We start from the raw sequence: 21,898 nt of genomic DNA, 5'->3' as shown, positions 1-21,898 counted from the left end.
TGTTTATCAAACCCTTCTCACCAGTATTTTATGCAACTATATGGTTAATCAACAGACGTGATACTATTGACTAATCTTGCACCAGCTGAATGGGACTCTCGACCGGCCAAATTGAAAAATCTGTAATAATGCCATCAACTCCGTATTGATAAGCTTTGTTCACCCATCCCTGATCTTTCGTAGACCAAACTAATACTTTTCCGCCTTGATTATGAATTTGATCGATAACGCGTTGATTGACATAGGAGACGTTAAAGTTAATGTATGTTGCAAAGGATGTCAGGTCAATTATTTTTTGAAGCGACAGAGATTGAATGGATGGTTTCATGAGTAGGGCCACTTCTAATTCCGGAAGCAATTTGTTCATTGTCCTCATCGATTCGATATCGAAAGATTGAACAATAATGCTGTCCAAATCCTTATATTCATTTAACAACACTGCTACTTTCTCTTCGATTCCCGGGTACATGGCCGGTTTCTTAATCTCTATTAATAAACCAGTCTCTCCATAAAACTCATCGAGCAATTCATTTAAAGTAATGATTTTTTCACCTGCAAAAGACGAATGAAATTCCCCTCCTGCGTCTAGCTCTTTCAATTCGGCAAGCGTGAAGTTTTTCACATAGCCAGAACCATTTGTTGTCCTATCCACCTTGTCGTCATGCATAATGATTAACTCTCCATCTTTTGATAGATGAATATCACATTCTAAGAAATCCGCCCCAAGCTCCAGCGCTTTTCGAAAAGAGGATTGTGTATTTTCCGGAGCATAATTGGAAGCGCCGCGGTGCGCAACGCTAATCATCCCATTAATATCCACAGCTTTAAAAGGTCGAGCCTCGTAACCAACTAGAAGCAGCATACATATACTTACAAAGACGAATACTAGCTTTTTTTTCTGAAAATCCCCCATAATTATAACCTCACACCAAATGATTAATACAGATTATTCTAATCATTCTTTTTATTTATTATATCATATGCGAAAGGTCCTGCAACTGTAAATTCTAACTAGGCTTAAAGATACAACTAGGCTGATTGAATGAATGAAGGATTCCATTCAATACTGCCCATCTATATTTGTAACTTCAAGATTGTAACTGCAAACTAATTACGTATTCCTGTGCCAGTTACTAATACAATATGATCCCTTTGAATTGTGGTAGCAGTAAGTACAGGATTCAATGATTCTCATGATTATATTAACTATAAAAGGGAGCTGTATGTATAAAATGGCTATAAAGCCACCTCGATTGCAGCCAGGCGATACTGTTGGAATTGTTACATTAGGTAGTCCGTTGGCAGCAAGCAGAATAAACGAAGGGATAACCACTTTAAGAAATAGGGGATTTAAAGTGATTGTAGGAGAGCATGTCTATTCATCGAATGGGTTCCTTGCAGCGACACCTCAACAAATGGCATCGGATTTGATGAAAATGTTTTTGAATAAAGAAGTGAAATGGATATTACCTTCGCGAGGTGGAGTTGGCGTAGCAAGTATTCTTCCCTTTCTCGACTTTTCAATTATCCGACAAAACCCAAAAATAGTTTCAGGATACAGTGACATTACGGTACTGCTGAATGTACTTTACGAATATGCAAACCTAATTACTTTTCATAGCCTTCTCCTTATAGATTTCAATCCAAATACTCCTTCCTATAACTTCAATCAATTCTTCTCAGCAGCCACTACGTTAACAGCACCTTGGGAAATTAATAATCCTCCTGGAATGTCCCTAGAAAGCATAGTTCCCGGAAATGTAACTGGCCCCGTTATCGGAGGTAATATTACATCTTTCATAGGTACATTAGGAACATCATTTGAAATAAATACGGTGGGTAAAATTATCGTACTCGAAGAAACGCATGAACCGATTAACACTGTTTACAGGTATTTGAATCATCTTTTAATGGCCAAGAAATTCGATGATTGTATAGGGATAATAATGGGTGAATGTACGAATTGTGTGGATGCATATGGAAAATCCTATCAAGATCTTATTAACGATTTTCTAGTTCCTTTGGGTAAACCACTCATGTCCAATCTAGCAACTGCACATGGTACATACAAAGCAACAATACCTATTGGCGCAACCTTGAATATGAACACATATAACCGGACTTTAACTGTGATGGAACCTGTTGTTAGCCCCTAATAACATGTGTCTTAATCCTAAACTATTACTATTTAAAGTAGAAACAGCATGGATTCATCCTGCTCCGAATAGAGTAGATAAGGTCAATACTTTAAGAGGAGTGAATATGCGATTCCGACATTTGTAACTCAATCATTGGACGAAATCCGATTTTGGGCACGGATTATGAAGGAACACGCTTTCTTTTTAAGTCTCGGATTTACTGCAAATGATACCGAACTTATTCGAGAAGCACAGCAATTTATTGTAGTATTTGAACGGATTGAAGAACAAATCAGCAACTACAACGCAACCACAGATCCAAATGTAATTAGACAACTAAACATTCAAGTGTATCAGGCGACGGCTTCTATTTGGGCTTATAAACGAAAAGTGCTTGGATTGATATTACGATGTCAAATTGTGTCCAATAATATTCCATTATTAGTTGACCACACGAGCCGAGAGGCGGCTTATTTTGCTAAGCGATTGAAGGAATTAAATGAAGGTAAGTTGATACCTTTACCTGAGGCAATCATTAAAGAGAATGTATTTTTCTTAAAAATAATGGCGGATCACTCAAAATTCATCAGCCATCTATTAGATCCTTCCGAAAGAAAACTTGTCGATCAAGCGCGTGATTTTAGCCATGATTTCGACCAACTACTTTTCCAAGCACAAGATTTGGATCATATGCGTCCTCAGTCAGAAACTCAACCGCTTTTAGAACATTTTCTTGACCAAAATAGAGTTTCTGTTGTATCGTTACGCGATTTTAAGAAGACTGCAAGAGATTTAATTGAAGCATGCAAAATAAAGAGCAATATACCTGCTCTTCTTGCTGACCACGTCTACCGTGAAGCTGATCACTTCCTGCAAATTATTGATGCTTTCGATGAACATCTTGTAGCTCAAAAAGCATAATGCGTTATTATATATAAAAGATACTTACCACTACACGTCTGTCGATCACCAAAATTAACCAGTAAATAACTTGATCCCCCGCCGCACTTGTATAGTTGCGCATTGGGACCGCTTAGGATTAAATGACTTCTAGTACGATTACCGAGATGTCTGGATGTGTAGGGATGCGACTTTGTCGCATCCCTACACACTTTTTTCTGTAATCGTATGGTAGTCCTTCACCCGTCGCTCTCCAAATGCTTAAGTACACATAGTGCTAAAGCTTATTGGGACGAATGAATAGCTGGCTTCTTACCGGGAGAAAAGCCGCCAAAGATGCAATTTTGGCGGCTAATGCTTTCTCTATGGTTTATACTTATTTATTTTAAAGAAGTGTCACTTTCTAATAGGTATCACATGATTAGATGCATACTCTTTGCTAAAAATAAGCAAGGAACACATTTTACAATGTACAAGAGTGCCCGAAATTGCAACTTCGGGCACTTACACTCTCTATAGAAAGTCATCTATTCGTTTCTTTCAAACATAACTGTATTTTTCACTTGAACATTGTAGGAACGCGACAGGCAACTATTCACAACAGGATTACTAAGGAGGAATGAACTACAATTCCTCCCTAAAAGTGTAGCTAGAACCCCCTCTGGGGAGGAATGAATTGCAATTCCTCCTTAGATCTGTCATGAATAGTTAGCCGAAAGCAGTCAGAAAATAGTCCAGTAAAAATGGAGGTTATCAGCCCTTCTCACCAGTATTTCATGCAAATAAATGGTTACTCAACAGAATTGTCACCACTCCATCTAAAAACTAATTAGAATTCAACGACCCCCTCCTATAATCTCAATGTAGGAGGGGGTCGTTATATTTTTATTAATAGTCATCCATTAGCCCAAAGGCTCTAAGGATCTTCATTTTAGGCTTGTAATCAAGATTTTTTTCCTTGTAAAAGTTTATAAAATACTATACTTTTCGTCCCTTATATCACTAATGAACATACAGCCTGGAGCATGCGTAATCATTATCGATGGTTTGCTTTGCATGGCTACTGCTTGAGGTGTTACACCGCAAGCCCAGAACACCGGGATTTCACCCTCTTTTATTGTTACCGAATCACCGAAATCAGGCTTAGAAATATCCGCAATACCAATTTGGCTTGGATCTCCGATATGGACCGGCGCTCCATGTACAGCGGGAAAGCGTGAGGTAATTTGAATCGCTCGAATGGCATCTTCATGCGACATCGGACGCATGCTTACAACAGTTGGCCCTTCAAATACACCTGCTTTTTCACACTGAATATTGGTTTTGTACATTGGGACATTACATTTTTCTTCGATATGCCGAATCGGGATCCCACTTTCCAGCAATGGTGTTTCGAATGTAAAGCTACAACCTAGTAGGAAGCCGACCATATCATCTTCCCAGTACTCCGTTATATCCATTACTTCTTCTGTATTCACACCATCTCTGTAGATACGATATCTTGGGATATCCTTACGTATATCAGCTTCATTAGCGATTTTACTAGGAATGAATGAGCCTGGTTCAGTCACGTCTAACAAAGGACAAGACTTCGGATTTCGTTGGCAAAACAGCAAAAAATCAAAGGCATGCTCTTTCTTTAAAATAACTAAATTTGCTTGTGTAAACCCCTTAGACATCCCGGCTGTTGGACCTGTAATTTCTTGTTTGCGAATAAGTTCCCTTATTATATTCGGAGCCATTTTTTCATAGTTTTTCATATGTAATCTCTCCTTCATAAAAGGTTTTATTATTTGAATCAATTTCATAATAAGGTTATTAAACGAGAAAAACGAACAATGTTGATTTCCGCTTCAGATGGACGCTTCCGCGGGCACGGCGAACTTAGGTTGCCAAGTCGCCGCCTTGTACTACCATTAACGGGTAGTCAAATCATGTACGAACAATAAACTACTATACTTAAAAAGTGTTTGTCTTTACATATTGAATAAGTAGTTATCAAATTGATTTATTTAAATAATAATGGGAGTTGTTCTATCAGCGTCATGACGCCTAAATAACTCATTATGCAGACTACGAGTACACCAGTGATCGTTAACCATAATGGATGTTTATAATTCCCCATAATATCTTTCCTATTAGCAGCTATTAATAACGTTCCTAATGCTATTGGTAAGATAAGAGCATTTAGAGCCCCAACTATTAATAAAACATTAACAGGTCGTCCAATGAATGCAAACGTTAAAGTTGAGACTAAAATAAATAAGATAATAATCCAGTTATGATACTTTTCTATCACCGGACTGAATGAACGGATAAATGAAACAGAAGTATACGCTGCACCAACTACTGACGTAATGGCAGCCGCCCACATAATTACACCAAACATTCTATATCCAATATTCCCAGCAGCAAGTTGAAATACTGAAGCTGAAGGATTCGACGGATCAATTGCAAGTCCTTTAGACACTACTCCAAGTACCGCTAAAAATAAGGCGATACGCATAATACCTGTAACTGCAATACCTATTACTGCACTTTTAGTCACTTCAGGTATTGATTCGACTCCTTTTATACCCGCATCTAACAGACGATGACCACCAGCAAATGTAATGTACCCCCCAACTGTTCCACCTACTAGTGTAACAATGGCAAATATACTAATTTGTTCTGGTTTAAATGTATTCACTATAGCTTCTCCAACAGGTGGTGAAGTAATGAATGCAACATAGATCATTAAGATAATCATAACAAAACCGGCAAGTTGAGCAATTTTGTCCATCGCTTTACCAGCTTCTTTAATCAGGAAAATAAAGATAGCAAATGCAGCACTAATTATCGCACCTGTTACCGGATCTATTCCAACCATTGCATTTAATCCAAGGCCTGCACCTGCGACGTTTCCAATATTAAATGCAAGTCCACCTATTACAATGAGAATTGCTAAAAATACACCTAGTCCAGGTAAAACTTTGTTTGCAATCTCTTGGCCACGCAGACCTGATACAGTAATGATTCTCCATACGTTTAATTGAGCAAATACATCTATAACTAATGAAATTAAAATAACAAATGCAAAGCTTGCTGCTAATTCTTGCGTAAATACGGTTGTTTGCGTTAAAAAGCCAGGACCGATTGCTGATGTTGCCATTAAGAAAGCCGCACCAAGTAAAACACTCCAAGAAGCTTTTTGTTTAATTTTCACTGTTTCTGTTTTTAACTTTGTCATTTCACAACCTCCTACTCTATTCGATAATTGACGAGGTCAATATGTTGTTATTTCCCAACGTTTCTTTACTATATTTCGCAAAATCAAGGGCATGTTCACCATCTCCATGAATGCAAATCGTATCCGCTTTTAAGTAAACTTCCGTATTTTGCTGAGAAATGACTTTTCCTTCCGTCACCATTTTCACTACTTGGGCAACAGCCTGTTCCTGATTTGTTATTAAAGCATCAGATTGTGAACGCGAAGTTAATGTCCCATCCGATTGATAGGTTCGATCAGCAAACACTTCATGGGCTGTACGCAAGCCAATCCTTTCCCCCGCTTTCGTCAATTCACTGCCAGCAAGTCCAAATAGCACTAATGAAGGTGAGATATCATATACCGCTTGAGCAATTGCTTCGGCCAGCAACGTATCCTTGGCTGACATATTGTATAATGCACCATGGGGTTTTACGTGTTGCATTGTCTCATTGAATGTCGTTAAAAATCCTTGTAAAGCACCGATTTGATAAACAACCATATCGTATCCTTCTTGAGGAGTGATTGTCATTTCCCGACGGCCAAATCCATTCAAGTCAGGTAAGCCAGGGTGTGCCCCAACTTTCACACCATTTTCTATTGCAAGTTTAACTGTTTCTCTCATTACGCTTGGATCGCCAGCATGAAACCCACACGCGATATTCGCTGATGTTATGTATTTCAATATTTCTCGCTGTTCACCGAGCTTATATCGTCCAAAACTTTCCCCTAAATCACAATTCAAATCGACTCGAAACATTCTCTTCCCTCCAAGTGAAAAAACAGTATTCGTAAGCGCTTACAAACAACGCAGTTCCGAATTTAGGAACTGTAGTTTTGAAACTAAATTAATTCTATCACAAAACATTTTATCTGAATAGGTGTTTTTTATAACTGTTCCCATAATAAAAAATAGTATTTTTTTTTAGTTTTATGGGCTTGTTTTTTGTATTTTGACAACTATAATTATTAATATAATCCATATTTAAGAACTCGGATACCGTAAATCGAAACAATAGGAGCTGTTGGAATGAGCAACCGTAACTTAAGAGCGACCATAAAACCTTTAGGAGATTCTGCACTAATTGTCCAACTCGGTGAAGGAATTAGTCCATCTATTCATGAACTGGTGAGCAATCTGTCAACGTTATTGAATGATCATCCATTTGAAGGATTTATTGAGTCGGTACCTGCCTACAATAATCTAACTGTCTATTACAACCCGATTGTCGTACACCGATTACAAATAAATAGGCAAACACATTATACTCCATTAACCCCCTTCCAAAAAGTTAGCGATTTCATGGGCGAATTGGTTAAACAGATCGGGACTAACAAGTTTCACAATGAAAGAGTTGTTACAATTCCAGTTTTATACGGAGGTAAGTTCGGCCCCGACTTAGAGTATGTTGCGAAGTATCATGACCTATCTATAGATGAAGTCATTCAAATACATTCCGAAAATGATTATTTAGTCTATATGATTGGATTTGCTCCTGGATTTCCATTTATGGGGGGACTAAATGAACAAATCGCAACGCCACGAAAAGAAACACCTCGGCTAGTCATAGCCCCAGGATCCGTTGGCATCGCTGGAAAGCAAACAGGCGTATACTCACTGGAAACACCCGGAGGATGGCAAATTATTGGCCGTACCCCACTCGATTTATTTCTTCCCACTATCTCTCCACCGACATTATTACAGGCTGGAGACAAAATTCGTTTTGCACCAATTTCTCCTAAAGAATATGACCACTATAAGGGGATGAAACTATGACCGTGAAAGTACTTCATCCAGGTCTTTTGACAACAATTCAAGACTTAGGTAGATATGGCTCTCAAAAATATGGAGTTATTGTTAGCGGTGCGATGGACAGCTATTCGCTGAGAGTAGCTAATTTGCTAGTCGGAAATGATGAAGGTGAAGGAGCTCTCGAAATCACATTATTTGGGACAACCCTTTATTTCGAAAAAGATTCGTTAATCGCCATCACCGGTGGAGATTTACTTACTACCATCAACGGGGAAAATGCTCCGATGTGGCGTCCCATACTCATACGCAAGGGCTCCATATTAAAATTTAAATCCGCAATAAAAGGGTGTAGAGCATACTTAGCCTTTGCTGGAGGTATCTCTACTCCAAAGGTTATGGAAAGTAAAAGTACATATCTTCGTGCAGGAATTGGTGGCTTTCAAGGTAGGGCTTTGCAAAAAGAGGATACATTTGAATGTGGAAAATTAAATGACCTCAATCATTCGCTCGTCCAACAATTAGAAAACTTGAATGGCCATTTTACATGGGCAGTTAACTACAGCGCACTCATCAATTTAAAATCATCTCAAACGATTCGCGTTCTAAAAGGCACTGAGTTCAATCGATTCGATAGTAAAAGTCAGCAAACACTTTTTAATGAACCATATACAATAACAACTCAAGCCGACCGGATGGGGTATCGTTTGGAAGGTAATACTCTTGCACTATCTGAGCCATTTGAATTACTATCCGAAAGTGTCACATACGGAACTATTCAAGTACCGCCAAATGGACAGCCAATCATTTTAATGGCAGACCGTCAAACAACAGGTGGCTATCCAAAAATAGGTCAAATTATTTCCGCCGATTTGCCAAGTTTAGCCCAGTTGCAACCAACTTCAACAATTCAGTTCAAGGAAGTAACTCATGAAGAAGCAATTATGGAGTTATTAAAGAAAGAAAAAATAATAGATGAAATAAAAATGGCCATTCACTATAAAAGAATATACTAATCTGATGACATGATTATATGTTAATAAACGTGAGTTACTGTAAAGCAAATTTACTTAAACAAAAACATCCTCTATTTACGCCTGATTGACAGGTAAGTAGAGGATGTTTTTCATTTCTTCACATAGCCTAACCGTTGAGATATTTCTTCAGCTGCTTCTATTACTTTTGCTGCAAAGATAGGAATGTTGTCATATTGATAATTCGCTTCAATCCCAGCAATACTGAGTCCGGCAACTACGTTTCCTTTATAATCGAAGATTGGTGCAGCGATGGCTGAGGTATGATTCTCTAATTCAGAATTACTAATCGTATAACCGTCCTTTTTAGCCTGTCTAATCGTGTCATTGAGATGTTTCTTATCGGTGATTGTTCCCATCGCAAATGGTTTTAATTCGATAGATTCCATATAAGTAGTAATTTCTGGTTCCGGTAAATATGATAAAATAACCCGAGAACAAGCACCAGCGTATAATGGACTTCTTCTACCAATTGCGGTATATAAGCGAACTTTTTGGTTTCTATCAATTTTTTCGATATAAATCGCTTCATCACCTTGTTTTATAATTAAATTGATTGCTTCCTTCACATCATTATGTAAGTTCTCCATAATAGGGTAGGCAATTTGCCGTATATCAATCCTTGAAGAAACCAAATGGCCGAATTTGAGAAATAAGAGCCCTAACCGGTATTTCGAATCAATCCCCTTCTCTAGAAATCCCATTTCTTCTAAAGACATTAGCATTCGATAAACGGAAGTCTTCGGAATACCCGAGAAATCAATAATTTCTTGAAATGATAACTCTGTATGGTCAATAAATAAGTTTACTATCTCCATCGAACGTACGACTGTTTTATTTTTAATGTCCATATTTTCTCCTTATGGGATGCCCAGTTCTAAAATAGTTGGAGCTATACCAGAACTCCAGTGTTTACTTTTTCAGATTAACTTTTGACTGTACGCTATAGCCGTTAATCTATTTAACTATACACCAAAAATTGCAATAAAACTAACGAATGATTACGGGTTGTAATTAGTTAGTCTCCCTCGATTTCGAAGCGACCATAACATAATAGACGCACCAATTATGCAAATTAAAACTACAATCCAATCATATGTTATGTTACCAACTGCACTATATCGACTCCAAATCCCCAAAAGACAGCTAGCATAATGTTGTGAATGTGACCATGAAATTCTTCGTTGTCTTCGCCCTAGAGTAAATTGATACACATAAAGGAAGACACGCTCGTCTTCTCTATAATTTAGCTGGCGGGGCATGATTCTATGATTTTATTTTTACATATCAAATATCCGAATAAACCAATCTACAACGTTCATTGGGATATGAAAATACAAAAAAAGCGAAGATGAGATCTTCGCTTTTTTTTGCTACATTCATTATTCAGATTGATTTTTCCCGTTTTTCTGAATGAGTGAAATTTGTCCCGCATGAATACCTGTATGGTACATCAATCTTCCTACAGCTTCCAAAGGTGTAGATGCACCAATTGGTGATTCCATGCTTTTATGCCAATCTTCCTCAGGTAGTTCTTTCATCGCTTCAATGAGATGCTCATTCGATGCCCGTAGCAACTTGACAAGCTCCTCTAAATTCGTAAATGAAGGCTTCTCTTTCTCCCCTGGCATATTTCTCCCGAAAAACCATTCAGCGAACATAAACTCCACTTCCGCGGTGTGATGAAGCAAAGACGCAACTGTTGATTTCCCTAGTTGCAAACTTAAGTCTTGTTCCGGCAATGCCTCTGCAGTTTTAAGAAACCGTTCCCGAATTGCATTCCAGATTGGTAACACAGTAGAATATGTCATTTGAGCATACCTCCTTCGCTTTAATTTTACGCTTCAGCGTCCTTCTTCTTGTCTACAACAACATGATTAAATACATTCGCATCGATATCTATATCGAATGCCATCCCAAAACCAACTACGTAACGTCCCTGAAGAGGAGTCAATTCGAAAAGTGAGAAATCCAACCCGCGCAAGACATCCATCATTTTAGCGCCATGTTCGGTATTAAATAGTTCAAAGATTTCATCATGTCCTTCATTGCCAATATTGTTCGGTATACAGCTCCAACGCACTCGTTCCGTTGCAAATTTATTAACCGTTGCCGATTCATCTGCAATAAGAAACGCGTCAACGTATTCACTTTTCTCCATAAAGTTATAATGCTCCGCAATTTGGCTAATATATATGTACAACTTACCGTCTTTCTTAACGAAAGGTGCATAACTGCTGAATGGTTTGCCATTGTCATCTAGTAAATTCAAAATCAGATTTTTTCGGCTCGCCACAAACTGCAAATACTTTTCCTTGTTCTTTTCTAAATCCACAGGCTTTTTCAACATTAATTCCTCCATTTACTAATTTACTATCTAGCAGTACTTAACAAATGTATGCGCGGTTTCTTCTCAGTTGAAAGATAATCAATTTCCGAATCCATTCGATAAACTTGCCGAATCATATCTGGCGTCATCACCTGGTTCGGTGTTCCGCTCATCACTTTCTCACCAGCTTTCACAACAACGATGTTATCGCTATAAGAAGAAGCTTGATTGAGATCATGTAACACCATTACAACCGTCATGCCCATATCACGATTAAGTTCGCGAACAAGCTCCAGTACCTCATGCTGATGTGAGATATCTAAATAAGTTGTTGGTTCATCTAACAATAATACTTTAGGACGTTGTGCAAGTGCCATAGCTATCCATGCACGCTGAGATTCACCGCCTGACAAAGAAGCGACCGTTCGATCCTTATAGGCTGTTATATGTGTTCTCTCAAGCGCCCAATGGACGATTTCCATGTCATCATTATTTAATTTCTCAAACCACTTTTTATGGGGATACCTACCATAGGAAACCAGATCAATAACAGTCATATCACTCGGCGCTTGGTTTTTCTGACTAAGCATGCACATATTACGTGCTACTTGTTTGGCGTTCATTGACTTCAAATTTATGCCTTCAAATTGCACCGAACCTTCGTGATAAGGAATGTGCCGCGCAACTGCTTTCAGCAATGTCGATTTCCCTGAACCATTCGGCCCAATGATAGACATAACCTCACCCTGTTTGACAGCGAAAGAAAAGTTGCTAATTGCATTCTTCTGTTCATACCGAATTGAAATGGAATCAACAGTAAACATATTAGAATTTCCCCTTTCTCATCAAATATAGAAAATAAGGTCCACCTATGACTGCCATCAGTATGCCTGCCGGTATTTCCAGTGGGGAAAACAATGTTCGTCCACCAGTATCCGCAAGCATTAATACAAGCGCTCCAAGTGCCATACTCATTGGCAATAAATACTTATAATTTGAACCTACTAGCAATCGAGCCATATGTGGTACTACTAGACCAACAAATCCAATCATTCCTATAGCTGCTACGGATATAGCCGCTAAAAATACAGCTAATATGGACAATAATATTCGAATTCGGTTCACATTCTCACCAAGATTCGATGCGACCTGATCACCCATTCGAATGATGTTTGCCTTACGTATTGCGAAGATTGACAAAATCCAACCAACAATTGCATATGGGAATACCATAAACAAGGCGTTATTGCCTTTAGCAGCCAGACTGCCGTTCAACCATTGGACAGCAGAAGGAAGTCGATCACTATAGATGATTGACAAATAACCAATTCCACCGCCACACAACGCATTTACTGCGACACCTGACAAAATAATAGTAATCGGTGATATTCCATTGCGTCTCCACGCTAAGGCATAGACAATGGTTGCCGCAAGAAGACCACCTACAAAAGCAGCTATTGGAATGAATTGCGTATACTCTGGTGCCGCGAGCATAATTATGAGTACAAAAAACGCTGCTCCACTTGTCACACCCGTTAAGCCCGGATCTGCAAGTGGGTTACCCATAACGGCTTGCAATAACGCACCCGAAATTGCAATGTTCGCACCAATAATCATCGCCAATAACACACGCGGCAAACGAATATCCCATATGATGGTATCGTGAACCGCTGTAGACGTTGCGCTAAATAGCGTTTTTATTATTTCTGGAACCGGGATTGTTACACTGCCTAAACCAATGGCAATCACAGCTGCAAGAATTGTTAGTGAAAAAGTAAAGAGTACAATTGCCCCACTTCGAGGTTTATTCATCACTAGCTAGCCCCTCTTTTATTCATAAAAATAAGTTGCGATTTGCGTCAATGCTTGCTCTGCATTACTGATTGAAGTTACGCCAAAGATATTGTAATCTAGAATTTGAATTTTATCGTTTTTATAAGCAGAAAGTTTGGTCCAAGTTGTATTGCTTTCCACTTCTTTCTTGAACATTTCTTCCGATGCACCATGATCACCTGACGCCAACACAAGAATGATGTCCGGGTCTGCTGCCACGACGTCCTCCATATTAATAGGGGAATACGTATCAGTCACTTTCAGTACGGAAGTCGCAATATTATCCGCACCTAATTTGTTCACTAAACTTCCTAGATAAGAACCCTCACTCATCACCATGAACGAATCCGAAGCTCCTATCATCAACATGACACTTGGCATTTCCTTCCCTTTACCTTGTGCTGCCAATTCATTTTCCTTATCCAATAGACCGCTCAGTACTGTGTTCATTTCATCCGTTTTATTGAAATAAGTTCCTAACGCTTTAAAGCTAAGTTTTAGATCATCTAATGAATCTGTTGGTAAGTAACCTGTTTTTAAATCTATGCCTTCTAAACTCTTATCCAACGTGCTTCGAAGTGATTCCGCACCAAGAATCAAATCTGGTTTTAAATCAGTTAAGACTTCAAGATCTGGCTGCATAGGTGAGCCTACTCGCTGAATCTTTTCAAAGTCTGTTGGTATAGGATTTGTAGAGGTTGGTACACCAACTGGAGTAACTCCGAGCAAATGTAGCATCTCTGTTAATGGTACCGACGTAGTTATTACGCGCTCCGGCACCTCCGTAGGAAATTGACTAATCGCTTCAGTTAACGCTTTTTCATCTACACCGTCGTTCTCCAAGCTATAAACGTCGTCAGCTTTTTCATCCTTCTCCGTTGCGTTACTTTCGGAATTCGATACGTCCTCTTTTTTAGTAGTATCTTTTGAATCGGACGTGCATGCAGTTAGTAAAGCTAGAGCTGCGGTTAGTAAAATTAAGTGGAATTTCTTCAAAATGTACCCCTCCGTATATGTATGCTTATAGTGTCACCATCAATATTCTCAAGTTTAATTGATAATGATTTTCAATCTCACAAGCATAATGATAACCGTTATCAGTTAACCTTGTCAATTAGTTTTTTATTCTTCTGATTAATGACCAAGGTATACCGATAATCCCTTTATTTTTCCAATAAAAAACCCACCGAAACAACGATGAGTCTAGAGGATAAAGATATTTATTAGAGGTTTTCGGTTTACATTCAAAATATCTCTCACTTAATTCTCAATGAAGTCTAGTTTATCTTCCACGTCTTTCAAAATCGTATCGATATTTGCATGACCCATGTAACCTACATAAATCACGCCTTGTCCTTTAGCAGCAAATACTTCTTTGAAATCATCACCTTGTCATTAGATAGTTTTTGCGCAAGTTCACTAGTACTCTACACTATTTAACGGGCCTTCTTATAAATAACCCAGTATACACGAGGAAGATACCTATCATCAAAATAATTCCAATATAAACGGACATCATTGTAGGTATTAAATAAGCACCTATGATAATAGTCGAACGAGCGATTAAATCTGCCCCGCTAAATGAAATGTTTGAAAAAGCCGAATAAGAACCCCGTTTGTCTACTGGAATCATATTCGCTTGTTCTGCATTACGAACAGGTGAATAGATTAGTTCACCAAGCGTAGCGATCAAATTAAACAACATCAAAATATACCATGTGTTTGCTGACATGACAGTGACATAACCAATACCATATATAATAAGTCCAATCAGTATTACTTTTTGCTTGCTGAAACGATCGGTGAACTTATTGATCATAAACGTAAAGCATACAACAAGTAGCATGTTTTCAATATTAAGGATGCTTAACATACGTACGCCAGCGACTTCAAATCCGCCAATATGTATGGATTCAAATGTTTCCGCTAGACGAACACCAATATAACTATTTAAAGAAAATTCTGCCGAAAAAATAAACATCGAGCCAAGTACAACTTTGACAAACGGAATATCCCGGAAAGCGATTTTATAGTTTTGAATTAAATCCAAAAAAACATTATGGTGTTGTTTTCTAAATTGACTAGTCTGCTCATCAATGAGCCAAATTTTATAAGCAATCGGTAAGATTATCGAAGTAATTGTAAGTAATGCGAATAGCTCGATTTGGTGATTCAAATATAACAAGCCACCAAGGGCAGCGCCAATTGCCATAGACAAATTCACAAGCCAATAATCGAGTGCATAAACGGCTTTTCGATTATCCGGTGTGGTCGAATCCATAATAATCGCATGCATTGCAGGTCGTCCAAGACTGCTTGTAACTATGTAAGCAATGTAAGCAATTGCAAATAGCCAAATCACATTCTCTTTAGGGTATAAGCTGACTGTCATAATCAAAAACATACATGCACTTGCAAATGAAGTTAGTACTAATACTCTTTTACGTGGAAATCGATCTGAAATATAACCACCGATTAAATTCACAAAAAAACTGACGACAACAGTAAATAATAAAAATATACCCGCCCATACTTTATTTATTTCCTGTGCGAAAAATAAGGCCATAAATGGCATGATCGCTGATGATACAGCACGATTAAAAAAAGATGTCAGTAAACGAACTTTAATATTACGTGGATAGTATTTCCAAATCATGTTGTAAACCTCCTCTGTCTTTTATATATTAAACTAGACAATAATAAGTAAAAATGGACAAATTTGAAATATATGTCCACTTTTCAAAAGGAGAACATGGTGGATAAACACTTATTAACATTATGGAGCTCAGTTCCATCAGGAAATATCAAACAAAAAAAGCTAGCAGATGTACTTAGTTTAAGTACTAAGCAGACTGCGCGATACATCCAAAAATGGTCAACTGAAGGATGGCTGACATTTAATTCTGGACTTGGCAGGGGCAACGTATCAACGCTTCTGTGGTTAAAAAATGTAGAGGCTGTTTTTGAAGAGCATGTCACGAAGTTGATTGATGAGGAGCCTGTTGAACTGAGTAGTAAGTATTTATTATTAGACTGGTCAACGGATTGTAAACAGCGATTAATGAATACGTTTCATTCAAAGTTTGGGTACCTACAAACCACAAATGACAAGCTTGTTGTTCGAAGAAAATACCCATTTTTGACGATACATCCTTTAAAAGCTGCCGATGTAAATAGTGCAAACTTGGTTGCGAATATCTTCAATCGACTGGTTGCAGTTGATGAAAAAGGCATTGTCTTACCCGAACTTGCACATAGTTGGGATATAACTCCAACTAAAATTAGGTTCTATCTAAAAAAAGATATTAGGTTCCATGATGGCTCTATATTAACTGCAGAAGATGTGGTCATTTGCTTAAACAAGCTACGTAGTTACCCGCAATTTCAAGATTTGTGGGCGCCTGTAAAAAGCATTAGTGTGCCAGCTCCGTTAGTGATTGACATTTGTTTTCCAAGTAGATGTAGCTATTGTTTACACATGCTCGGAACGATGAATGCTAGTATTTATAAAGAAAATAATGGTGATATATTTGGTACAGGCTGTTTTTATGTCCAAGATAACAATGATTTGAAAACAACTTTAGTCGCTTTTAAGGACTACTTTGGTGAAAGACCTCTATTAGATTTAGTAGAATTTGTGCAAGTACCACATAATTTCGAAGTAGTTTATAGTTCATCAACACAGACAAAAGATCGGCCCACATTTCAGGTAGAAAGTGATTCTGGCTTTGGCGTCGTCATTATGAATTCGTTTCGAAATACGCCGATTCGGCGAAAGGAAATTCGCGATTATGTACATTATGTAATCGCAAAACATCGTCATGAAATTAGTAAAAGTGATGCCCGCATTTTGCCAAATCATCAAGGTTGCCTGATCGGACAAAGTCAAACTTATGTTACACAGGAAGTGAAACGTCCAGATTTTTCAGTTCCACTTATTTTAAAAATAGTTAATTACACTGAGAAAACAACCATGTGGATAAAAGATGTATTAGAAAAAGAGGGTATACCTATCGAAGTAAAATGGGTTTCTTTTATGGATACTATTTACGATGACACAGATAACCTGCATGTCGACCTTTTTATTCACGGAGAAATATTTGATTTGAATCAAAACTTTTCATTTTTTCATTTCCTTAAAAATGGATACTCGCCCTTAGCTACTATCATGAAAATTGATAAAACATTAAGTCGTTATCTAACTGACTATGCACTTACCCCCTTTGATGATTGGTCATCATTAAATTTGAAGGTGGAAAAAGCACTACTTGAAAACTCCATAATGATCCCGTTGTATTACGCTAAACGTCAAATCCCATTCTCAGCAGATCTGATGAATATCAATATTAAGCATTTTGGTTATGTTGATTTTTCTAAGCTATGGGTGCAACCTAATATTGAACCCACTTAGATTTATAAGCAGTTCCTCCTGAAAAATAGATACAAACGAACAAAAAGCGCCTGGCATCCTAACGTTTTTAGAATCGTTTGGATGCCAGGCGCTTTTTCACTATACATCAACTTCTCGGTGCCCATAACATAACAGACACACCAATTATACAAATTAAAGCACCAATCCAATCGTATGTATCAGGCATCTTTTTATCGACTCCCCATCCCCAAAGAACAGATAGTACAATGAATACCCCTCCATAAGCAGCATACACCCTGCCAAAGGTCGGGAAGTGTTGGAAAGTAGCAATCACACCGTACAAAGCTAAGACAAGTCCTCCGATAAGACCCAAATATGCTGACTTTCCTTCCCTTAACCACTGCCAAATGAGATATCCTCCCCCAATTTCAGCCAGGCCGGCAAATAAAAATAGCAGTATTACTGTTATCACAAAAAATCATCCTTTCAATTATTTAAATATGTAGGTTCTGATTTATGTATTTATAGAGAGAGTTAAAGTAAAGGTTCCCTACGAATACGCTCCGGCTCTAGGGGATGCCTACACTCAATTTGTACACCGTATTCAATACTTCGACTTAGATAAATTAATTATGAAACTGATAGGTAACAGCTTATACAATATTTTGCACCCCTGAATAAGCTAGATGAAGTAATAGTTAAGGCATCAAAGGGAGGTTTTTATATTGCCACGGGGAAGAAATTCAAATTTCCGTTTTTGTATTTTGCCAGGCTATAATTGGTGCGGACCAGGTGCTCCTATAAATGATGTAGATGCTGCTTGTAAAGCACATGATGATTGTTATCGTAAGGGTGAAAATCCATGTGAATGTGACCTAGATTTTCTTCATCGTCTACATCCTATAATAAATCAAAATACACGAAAAGGAAGGCATGCCCGTCTTCTTTATAACTATATGAAGTTACAGTCATTCTTCACCTGCAACTTTTATAGATAGTAGACTGTAGGAAGTCTTATGATGAAGTTGATAGGTAATGGAATCCTAACCTTTTTTAGAATCTCCCAAAGAGTGGTTAACAAAGGGAAAACCAAAAATAAATTTGACAATTTTGTGAACATAGTAAATAATAAAATAAAAAGGAGTTTTTAGGAGATGGAAGCTAAATCCAAAATATTGAACACCGTTAAGTATGTTGGGCTCACAGTACTTACAATCGGAATCTCTATTTTCTTGTATGGCTTTTTTGTAAGCGATTACAGTGCAATAACAGGTATCGGCATTGGTACAATTATGAGCGCTGTTTTTATATTCCTAATGGGTGTTTTCTTTGTAGCGACAGAAGAAATGCAGGAAAAAACCGATAAAGGTATACGAATCGTTCAGTAAAATAAATAAAGGAGCGCCATTATAGGCGCTCCTTTGTATTCGTTCTGTTACATATCCCAAACCAATATTAATAATGAACCAAAAATAGTGATTAGAGCTAATGCAACTGCAAAATAGATGTTTACGTAAATTGACTTTTTATCCTCAGTTTCACCAGCATGCATAAAGACAACGAGTTGAACTGCTGCTTGTACGAACGCTGTGACTAATAGAATTGTCATCCCCACTGCAAATGACAGGTCTAAGAAATAAACAGTCAATGCTGCTGCAGTAAGAACCAACGAAAAGACAAAGCCCATTACTTGTTTGCGCGGGAATAATTCGCTCATGTTTACATCAATCCTTTCAAGTAGATGAAGCTGAAGATAAAGATCCAGACTACATCTAAGAAATGCCAATACAGAGAAAAGATAAATGACTTATTGGCTGTCTCAGGCGTCAAACCACGCTTTTTCACTTGTAGGATGATGATCAATCCCCAGAATAAACCGATTGTAACGTGAGCCCCATGCGTCCCTAATGTTGTTAATAGGGCCGCTGTGAATGCACTTGTTTGAAGGCCTGCTCCGACATGGACGTAATGCATAAACTCATAAATTTCCACACCTACAAATGCCAGACCTAGAAGTAATGTAATCGCAAAGAATCTCATCATGGCAGTTTTTCTACCGAGACGCATTGCATGAACGCCAAGACCGATCATAAAACTACTTGTTAACAGTAAAATCGTTTCAATGAGCACTGGAGTGATTTCAAAAATCTCTGCCCCTGAAGGTCCGTTACCCGTTCGATTTTCTAGAATGAAATAGGTTGCAAAAAGAGTTGCAAACAGCATTACTTCGGCTCCAATGAAAATCCAGAAACCTAAAATATTCAATTTATTCTGTTCTGTACTATATTCAAGTGGAAGCGAGTTATCTATTTTCATCAGTTCTCACCTCGCATTCTTTTTCTGTTTCTTCTACTTCTTCAACTGAAATGTAATACCCGTGGTCTTTCTCGAATGAACGGTGAGCCAAACACGCAAGGATTGCAATTGTCGTAAGAATTGCAGGAAGCCACATGCTAAATATTAGCGAGAAGCCCCATACGAAGAAAATACTACTCATGATAAACGGCATGCCGCTGTTATTCGGCATATGAATCTTCTCAATTTTATCTTTGAACATTGGTTGCCCTGTTTTCTTATGATCCCAGAACGCTTCAATTGAATTAACTTGTGGTGTCTTCGCAAAGTTATACGATGGCACCGGTGTGTGTGTAGCCCATTCAAGCGTACGTGCATCCCATGGATCTGAACTGATATCTCTTGATGCATAACGAATGCTGTGGTAGACGTTATAGATAATTAAAGCAAAGCCGATAGCGAGTACAAGTGCTCCAGCAAAGGACAGCAGATTAAGCGGTCCATAACCAGTCGATTCAGAGTACGTGTACATCCGGCGTGCTTGTCCATCTAAACCAGTAAAGAACATCGGGAAGAACGTTGCATTAAAGCCTATAGCGATAAGCCAGAATGACCATTTCCCGATTTTTTCACTTAGCATGAAGCCGAACATTTTAGGCCACCAGTACGTGAGACCGGCTATCATCGCAAAGACAACTCCAGGAATAATTGTGTAGTGGAAATGCGCGACCAAGAACATCGTATTATGGTATTGATAGTCGGCACTAGCCATACCAAGCATAACCCCGGTCACCCCGCCGATTGTGAAAATCGGAATGAAACCTATTGTATATAGCATAGGTACAGTAAATACAATTTTCCCTTTCCGCATCGTCAGCAGCCAGTTGAATATCTTAATCCCGGTTGGAACAGCAATCGCCATTGTCGTAACCGAGAAAATACTATTAGTTAGTGCTCCTTGTCCCATCGTAAAGAAATGGTGTGTCCAAACCAAGAATGAGAGAAACGATATGATCACGATAGAACCGACCATTGATTTATACCCATAAAGGTTTCGACGAGAGAATGTAGCAATAATCTCACTATAGATACCGAATGCCGGTAAAACCAAGATATAAACTTCCGGATGTCCCCAAACCCAGAACAGGTTCGCCCAGAGCATATCCATTCCGCCATTCGTCATCGTAAAGAAGTTTGCGCCGAATAGTCGATCCATTGTTCCCAACAGAAGTGTAACTGTTAATACAGGGAATGCGAAGACGACAATCACATTCGTGATTAAAGCAGTCCACGTAAACATTGGCATTTTCATCAACGACATTCCCTTTGATCTCATTCTCATGATCGTAGTCGTGAAGTTAATGCCCGATATTAATGTACCAATACCGGCAATCTGAATAGCGATCAAATAATAATTAGTCCCTACAGATTGACTGAAGTCGTTTCCAGCAAGCGGGAAATAAGAAGTCCAGCCTGCATCAGGAGAGCCGCCAACTACGAATGAAATGTTGAATAACATAGCCCCCATAAAGAATAACCAGAAACTAAGAGCATTCAAACGAGGGAATGCTACATCGCGCGCTCCAATTTGTAGAGGAACAATGAAGTTCATAAAAGCATAAATAAATGGCATCGCCATAAAGATGATCATAACAACCCCGTGGGTGGTGAAAACCTCATTATAATGCTGACCATCTAGCAGCACGTTATCAGGTACAGCCGTTTGCGCCCGCATCATAAGTGCGTCTACCCCACCGCGGAATAGCATAAGTAAAGCTGCAACGAGGTACATAATACCGATTTTTTTATGGTCTACGGTTGTTAACCATTCACGCCATAAATAACCCCATTTTTTGAAATATGTTAATCCAATGAGAATCGCAATCACGGTAAGGCCAATGGCCACCATTGATGCATAAATCGCAGGACTTGGATGTGGAACGGCGAATCTATCAAAATATTCCATATATTTTTGACTCCTTTCGAAATAATAATACTCG

Annotated in this window: 22 protein-coding genes; 7 read left to right on the top strand and 15 right to left on the bottom strand. The window is 38.3% G+C overall.

Annotated elements, in window-relative coordinates; translation table 11 throughout:
- Nucleotides 1-70 precede the first annotated feature (70 nt).
- A complete protein-coding gene (locus FQ087_RS20370) occupies nucleotides 71-913 on the bottom strand; it encodes a glycerophosphodiester phosphodiesterase (RefSeq protein ID WP_149582433.1) in 843 nt (280 codons plus the stop codon).
- 319 nt (nucleotides 914-1,232) lie between these two features.
- Here FQ087_RS20370 and FQ087_RS20365 point away from each other — a divergent pair, with 319 nt between their 5' ends.
- On the top strand, nucleotides 1,233-2,156 hold the full coding sequence (locus FQ087_RS20365) for a S66 peptidase family protein (RefSeq protein ID WP_149582432.1): 924 nt from the start codon (nucleotides 1,233-1,235) through the stop codon (nucleotides 2,154-2,156).
- Between the two features lie 165 nt (nucleotides 2,157-2,321).
- The gene (locus tag FQ087_RS20360) at nucleotides 2,322-3,059 is read left to right on the top strand and encodes a DUF2935 domain-containing protein (RefSeq protein ID WP_149582431.1); all 738 of its coding nucleotides are present in this window, start codon (nucleotides 2,322-2,324) and stop codon (nucleotides 3,057-3,059) included.
- Between the two features lie 947 nt (nucleotides 3,060-4,006).
- Here FQ087_RS20360 and FQ087_RS20355 read toward each other — a convergent pair.
- The 3 genes from FQ087_RS20355 to FQ087_RS20345 all read right to left on the bottom strand — a co-directional run bounded on the left by FQ087_RS20355 (nucleotide 4,007) and on the right by FQ087_RS20345 (nucleotide 7,045).
- Nucleotides 4,007-4,798 carry a putative hydro-lyase gene (locus tag FQ087_RS20355; protein ID WP_149582430.1) on the bottom strand — a complete coding sequence of 264 codons (792 nt, stop codon included), beginning with the start codon at nucleotides 4,796-4,798 and terminating at the stop codon, nucleotides 4,007-4,009.
- Between the two features lie 248 nt (nucleotides 4,799-5,046).
- Nucleotides 5,047-6,267 (bottom strand): NRAMP family divalent metal transporter, encoded by a 1,221-nt coding sequence (locus FQ087_RS20350; protein WP_149582429.1) that lies wholly within the window; start codon nucleotides 6,265-6,267, stop codon nucleotides 5,047-5,049.
- Nucleotides 6,268-6,283: 16 nt separating this feature from the next.
- Entirely contained in the window at nucleotides 6,284-7,045 is a 762-nt protein-coding gene (locus tag FQ087_RS20345; RefSeq protein ID WP_149582428.1) for a LamB/YcsF family protein, read from the bottom strand.
- Between the two features lie 270 nt (nucleotides 7,046-7,315).
- On the opposite strand from FQ087_RS20345, the gene pxpB reads away from it, so the two are divergent.
- Together pxpB and FQ087_RS20335 are read left to right on the top strand one after the other, a co-directional pair.
- Nucleotides 7,316-8,062: a 5-oxoprolinase subunit PxpB gene (gene pxpB / locus FQ087_RS20340; RefSeq protein WP_149582427.1), complete on the top strand. Its 747-nt coding sequence runs from the start codon at nucleotides 7,316-7,318 to the stop codon at nucleotides 8,060-8,062.
- A complete protein-coding gene (locus tag FQ087_RS20335; protein ID WP_149582426.1) occupies nucleotides 8,059-9,051 on the top strand; it encodes a 5-oxoprolinase subunit C family protein in 993 nt (330 codons plus the stop codon). Before pxpB ends, FQ087_RS20335 begins: the two co-directional genes overlap by 4 nt.
- Nucleotides 9,052-9,161: 110 nt before the next feature.
- Here FQ087_RS20335 and FQ087_RS20330 read toward each other — a convergent pair whose 3' ends face one another.
- From FQ087_RS20330 to FQ087_RS20300, 7 genes are all read right to left on the bottom strand, one after another.
- Nucleotides 9,162-9,920, bottom strand: a complete 759-nt coding sequence (locus FQ087_RS20330; RefSeq protein WP_149582425.1) for an IclR family transcriptional regulator — start codon at nucleotides 9,918-9,920, stop codon at nucleotides 9,162-9,164.
- 531 nt (nucleotides 9,921-10,451) lie between these two features.
- On the bottom strand, nucleotides 10,452-10,880 hold the full coding sequence (locus tag FQ087_RS20325; RefSeq protein ID WP_149582424.1) for a DinB family protein: 429 nt from the start codon (nucleotides 10,878-10,880) through the stop codon (nucleotides 10,452-10,454).
- A 26-nt stretch (nucleotides 10,881-10,906) separates the two neighbouring features.
- A complete protein-coding gene (locus FQ087_RS20320) occupies nucleotides 10,907-11,419 on the bottom strand; it encodes a heme iron utilization protein (protein ID WP_149582423.1) in 513 nt (170 codons plus the stop codon).
- A gap of 23 nt (nucleotides 11,420-11,442) precedes the next feature.
- Nucleotides 11,443-12,222: an ABC transporter ATP-binding protein gene (locus FQ087_RS20315; RefSeq protein ID WP_149582422.1), complete on the bottom strand. Its 780-nt coding sequence runs from the start codon at nucleotides 12,220-12,222 to the stop codon at nucleotides 11,443-11,445.
- 1 nt (nucleotide 12,223) lies between these two features.
- Nucleotides 12,224-13,210 carry a FecCD family ABC transporter permease gene (locus tag FQ087_RS20310; protein ID WP_188006838.1) on the bottom strand — a complete coding sequence of 329 codons (987 nt, stop codon included), beginning with the start codon at nucleotides 13,208-13,210 and terminating at the stop codon, nucleotides 12,224-12,226.
- 18 nt (nucleotides 13,211-13,228) lie between these two features.
- Nucleotides 13,229-14,227 carry an ABC transporter substrate-binding protein gene (locus FQ087_RS20305; RefSeq protein ID WP_149582420.1) on the bottom strand — a complete coding sequence of 333 codons (999 nt, stop codon included), beginning with the start codon at nucleotides 14,225-14,227 and terminating at the stop codon, nucleotides 13,229-13,231.
- A gap of 436 nt (nucleotides 14,228-14,663) precedes the next feature.
- Nucleotides 14,664-15,887, bottom strand: a complete 1,224-nt coding sequence (locus FQ087_RS20300; protein WP_149582419.1) for an MDR family MFS transporter — start codon at nucleotides 15,885-15,887, stop codon at nucleotides 14,664-14,666.
- 99 nt (nucleotides 15,888-15,986) lie between these two features.
- Here FQ087_RS20300 and FQ087_RS20295 point away from each other — a divergent pair, with 99 nt between their 5' ends.
- Nucleotides 15,987-17,642, top strand: coding sequence for an ABC transporter substrate-binding protein (locus tag FQ087_RS20295; protein WP_149582418.1), 1,656 nt, complete (start codon nucleotides 15,987-15,989; stop codon nucleotides 17,640-17,642).
- A 106-nt stretch (nucleotides 17,643-17,748) separates the two neighbouring features.
- Here the strand turns inward: FQ087_RS20295 and FQ087_RS20290 are convergent, their stop codons facing one another.
- A complete protein-coding gene (locus FQ087_RS20290) occupies nucleotides 17,749-18,075 on the bottom strand; it encodes a YnfA family protein (RefSeq protein ID WP_149582417.1) in 327 nt (108 codons plus the stop codon).
- 253 nt (nucleotides 18,076-18,328) lie between these two features.
- On the opposite strand from FQ087_RS20290, the gene FQ087_RS23395 reads away from it, so the two are divergent.
- Entirely contained in the window at nucleotides 18,329-18,601 is a 273-nt protein-coding gene (locus tag FQ087_RS23395; protein WP_149582416.1) for a phospholipase, read from the top strand.
- A 156-nt stretch (nucleotides 18,602-18,757) separates the two neighbouring features.
- On the top strand, nucleotides 18,758-18,991 hold the full coding sequence (locus FQ087_RS20280) for a DUF2207 domain-containing protein (protein WP_149582415.1): 234 nt from the start codon (nucleotides 18,758-18,760) through the stop codon (nucleotides 18,989-18,991).
- 47 nt (nucleotides 18,992-19,038) lie between these two features.
- Here FQ087_RS20280 and qoxD read toward each other — a convergent pair whose 3' ends face one another.
- Genes qoxD through qoxB form a run of 3 tightly spaced genes read right to left on the bottom strand, consistent with a single transcriptional unit; the run spans nucleotide 19,039 to nucleotide 21,864 of the window.
- Nucleotides 19,039-19,320 (bottom strand): cytochrome aa3 quinol oxidase subunit IV, encoded by a 282-nt coding sequence (gene qoxD, locus FQ087_RS20275; protein ID WP_149582414.1) that lies wholly within the window; start codon nucleotides 19,318-19,320, stop codon nucleotides 19,039-19,041.
- 2 nt (nucleotides 19,321-19,322) lie between these two features.
- Nucleotides 19,323-19,919 carry a cytochrome aa3 quinol oxidase subunit III gene (qoxC, locus tag FQ087_RS20270; protein WP_149582413.1) on the bottom strand — a complete coding sequence of 199 codons (597 nt, stop codon included), beginning with the start codon at nucleotides 19,917-19,919 and terminating at the stop codon, nucleotides 19,323-19,325.
- The gene (gene qoxB / locus FQ087_RS20265; protein WP_149582412.1) at nucleotides 19,906-21,864 is read right to left on the bottom strand and encodes a cytochrome aa3 quinol oxidase subunit I; all 1,959 of its coding nucleotides are present in this window, start codon (nucleotides 21,862-21,864) and stop codon (nucleotides 19,906-19,908) included. Before qoxB ends, qoxC begins: the two co-directional genes overlap by 14 nt.
- Nucleotides 21,865-21,898: the final 34 nt, after the last annotated feature.

This window comes from Sporosarcina sp. ANT_H38 (genome assembly GCF_008369195.1).
GTDB lineage: Bacteria > Bacillota > Bacilli > Bacillales_A > Planococcaceae > Sporosarcina.
The sequence above is the reverse complement of the archived record's forward strand: the minus strand, read 5'-3'. Positions and strand labels throughout refer to the sequence as shown.

Excerpts from the sequence above, each read along its gene's own strand:
- FQ087_RS20370 (WP_149582433.1), bottom strand. The coding sequence starts at position 913 with ATGGGGGATTTTCAGAAAAAAAAGCTAGTATTCGTCTTTGTAAGTATA.
- FQ087_RS20365 (WP_149582432.1), top strand. The coding sequence starts at position 1,233 with ATGGCTATAAAGCCACCTCGATTGCAGCCAGGCGATACTGTTGGAATT.
- FQ087_RS20360 (WP_149582431.1), top strand. The coding sequence starts at position 2,322 with ATGAAGGAACACGCTTTCTTTTTAAGTCTCGGATTTACTGCAAATGAT.
- FQ087_RS20355 (WP_149582430.1), bottom strand. The coding sequence starts at position 4,798 with ATGAAAAACTATGAAAAAATGGCTCCGAATATAATAAGGGAACTTATT.
- FQ087_RS20350 (WP_149582429.1), bottom strand. The coding sequence starts at position 6,267 with ATGACAAAGTTAAAAACAGAAACAGTGAAAATTAAACAAAAAGCTTCT.
- FQ087_RS20345 (WP_149582428.1), bottom strand. The coding sequence starts at position 7,045 with ATGTTTCGAGTCGATTTGAATTGTGATTTAGGGGAAAGTTTTGGACGA.
- pxpB (WP_149582427.1), top strand. The coding sequence starts at position 7,316 with ATGAGCAACCGTAACTTAAGAGCGACCATAAAACCTTTAGGAGATTCT.
- FQ087_RS20335 (WP_149582426.1), top strand. The coding sequence starts at position 8,059 with ATGACCGTGAAAGTACTTCATCCAGGTCTTTTGACAACAATTCAAGAC.
- FQ087_RS20330 (WP_149582425.1), bottom strand. The coding sequence starts at position 9,920 with ATGGACATTAAAAATAAAACAGTCGTACGTTCGATGGAGATAGTAAAC.
- FQ087_RS20325 (WP_149582424.1), bottom strand. The coding sequence starts at position 10,880 with ATGACATATTCTACTGTGTTACCAATCTGGAATGCAATTCGGGAACGG.
- FQ087_RS20320 (WP_149582423.1), bottom strand. The coding sequence starts at position 11,419 with ATGTTGAAAAAGCCTGTGGATTTAGAAAAGAACAAGGAAAAGTATTTG.
- FQ087_RS20315 (WP_149582422.1), bottom strand. The coding sequence starts at position 12,222 with ATGTTTACTGTTGATTCCATTTCAATTCGGTATGAACAGAAGAATGCA.
- FQ087_RS20310 (WP_188006838.1), bottom strand. The coding sequence starts at position 13,210 with ATGAATAAACCTCGAAGTGGGGCAATTGTACTCTTTACTTTTTCACTA.
- FQ087_RS20300 (WP_149582419.1), bottom strand. The coding sequence starts at position 15,887 with ATGATTTGGAAATACTATCCACGTAATATTAAAGTTCGTTTACTGACA.
- FQ087_RS20280 (WP_149582415.1), top strand. The coding sequence starts at position 18,758 with ATGGAAGCTAAATCCAAAATATTGAACACCGTTAAGTATGTTGGGCTC.
- qoxD (WP_149582414.1), bottom strand. The coding sequence starts at position 19,320 with ATGAGCGAATTATTCCCGCGCAAACAAGTAATGGGCTTTGTCTTTTCG.
- qoxC (WP_149582413.1), bottom strand. The coding sequence starts at position 19,919 with ATGAAAATAGATAACTCGCTTCCACTTGAATATAGTACAGAACAGAAT.
- qoxB (WP_149582412.1), bottom strand. The coding sequence starts at position 21,864 with ATGGAATATTTTGATAGATTCGCCGTTCCACATCCAAGTCCTGCGATT.